1 protein-coding gene and 1 pseudogene are annotated in these 1,332 nt (G+C 66.2%); both read right to left on the bottom strand.

Annotated elements, in window-relative coordinates; genetic code table 11:
- Positions 1–65: 65 nt before the first annotated feature.
- Positions 66–842, bottom strand: coding sequence for an adenosylcobinamide-GDP ribazoletransferase (gene cobS, locus EN750_RS34580; RefSeq protein ID WP_127399295.1), 777 nt, complete (start codon positions 840–842; stop codon positions 66–68).
- A 3-nt stretch (positions 843–845) separates the two neighbouring features.
- Positions 846–1,332 (bottom strand): annotated as a pseudogene (locus EN750_RS34575) (cobyrinic acid a,c-diamide synthase); the annotation flags it as partial.

Genomic DNA, 1,332 nt, shown 5'->3' with positions numbered 1-1,332 from the left:
GATTTGAAGGGCATGGGGGCAAAGTCTCCGAAAAGGAATCAGGCCAAGAGAATCAGGCCAAAGGATCAGGAAAGCGCTACGGAAGCGACGAGCAGCACCGCGATCTCGCTTGCCTGCTGCAAGGCTCCGATCGTGTCGCCGGTCTGGCCATCGATCTGGTTGAGGCAAAGGGCGCGGAAAGCGGCAAACAGCAGGCCAAGCAGGATCAGCGCGAAGATGGCTCCGCCCAGTCCAAGCAGGAGCAGCGGGATCGCGCCGAGCACGGCGCCGGCGATGGCGGTTTCCTGCGAGACGGTGCCGGCATCGGCCGAGAGGCCATCGACCCGCGCTGAAGGCAAGAGATGCATGAAGGCGCCAAGCAGGCCGCGCGAGGCCGCGTGTGCGGCTATGAGGGCGAAGAGGGCCTGAGTGGGATCGACGAACTCCGACAGCGCGCTCCAGCGGATCAGCAGCGACAGGCCCAGCGCCGCGGCACCATATGTACCGATGCGGCTGTCGCGCATGATCTCGAGTTTGCGGCCGCGCGATTTGCCGCCGCCAAAGCCGTCGGAGACGTCGGATAGCCCGTCCTCATGCAGGCAGCCGGTGGTGAGCACGGTTGCCACGAGAGCAAGGGCCGCCGCTGGCCCCATGGCCAGGCCAAACCGTTCGGCCGTGGCAAAGACGATGGCGCCGATCAGGCCGACGACAAGTCCGGCAATGGGGGCTGCCCAGATCGCGGCGGCAAGGCTGCGGCCGCGAAAATCGAAGACGGGCAGCGGCAGACGGGTGAAGAAGACCAGGCATAGCGCGATGTCGTCGACAACCTGCCGCGGTGAAAGGGCCAGATTCCTGAACTTCATGCTCTAGCCTCTCGCAATCGCATGGAAAAAGGTGCCGCTGACATGGCCGCGCCGGTAGCCCGAGGCGCCGATCGGATTGCCCTGGCCATCGGCGAGGTCGGCCAGCGGCTCGTCATTGCCGGTAGAGGTCATCTGCGCATAGTGGAATTCGTGGCCACGGATCAGCGCACCTTGTGAGCCCAGCGGGCAGTCGGCGCGCAACCGCGCCTCGCGGTAGCCGAGGTTCATCTTGCGCCTGGCGAAGCTGGTGGAATGGCCGAGCAGGCCGAGCATCGCATGCGTGTCGCCCGATGCGTCCTCCAGCGCTTCGCCCAGCACCATGAAGCCACCGCACTCGCCATGGATGGGCTTTGCCGCGGCGAAGAGGGTCATCCCAGCGCGGAAATTCGCGGCGGCGGCGAGCTTGCCGGCGTGAAGCTCGGGATAGCCGCCCGGCAGCCAGCAGACATCGCAGGTCTAAAGGGGCGCGTCGTCGGCGAGCGGCGAGGAC

This window comes from Mesorhizobium sp. M7A.F.Ca.ET.027.03.2.1 (assembly GCF_003999175.1).
In the GTDB taxonomy this organism is placed as follows: domain Bacteria; phylum Pseudomonadota; class Alphaproteobacteria; order Rhizobiales; family Rhizobiaceae; genus Mesorhizobium.
This window is presented reverse-complemented; position numbering and strand designations above follow the sequence as displayed.

What these genes read in the sequence shown, in the direction of transcription:
- cobS (WP_127399295.1), bottom strand. Translation starts at nt 842, where the DNA reads ATGAAGTTCAGGAATCTGGCCCTTTCACCGCGGCAGGTTGTCGACGAC.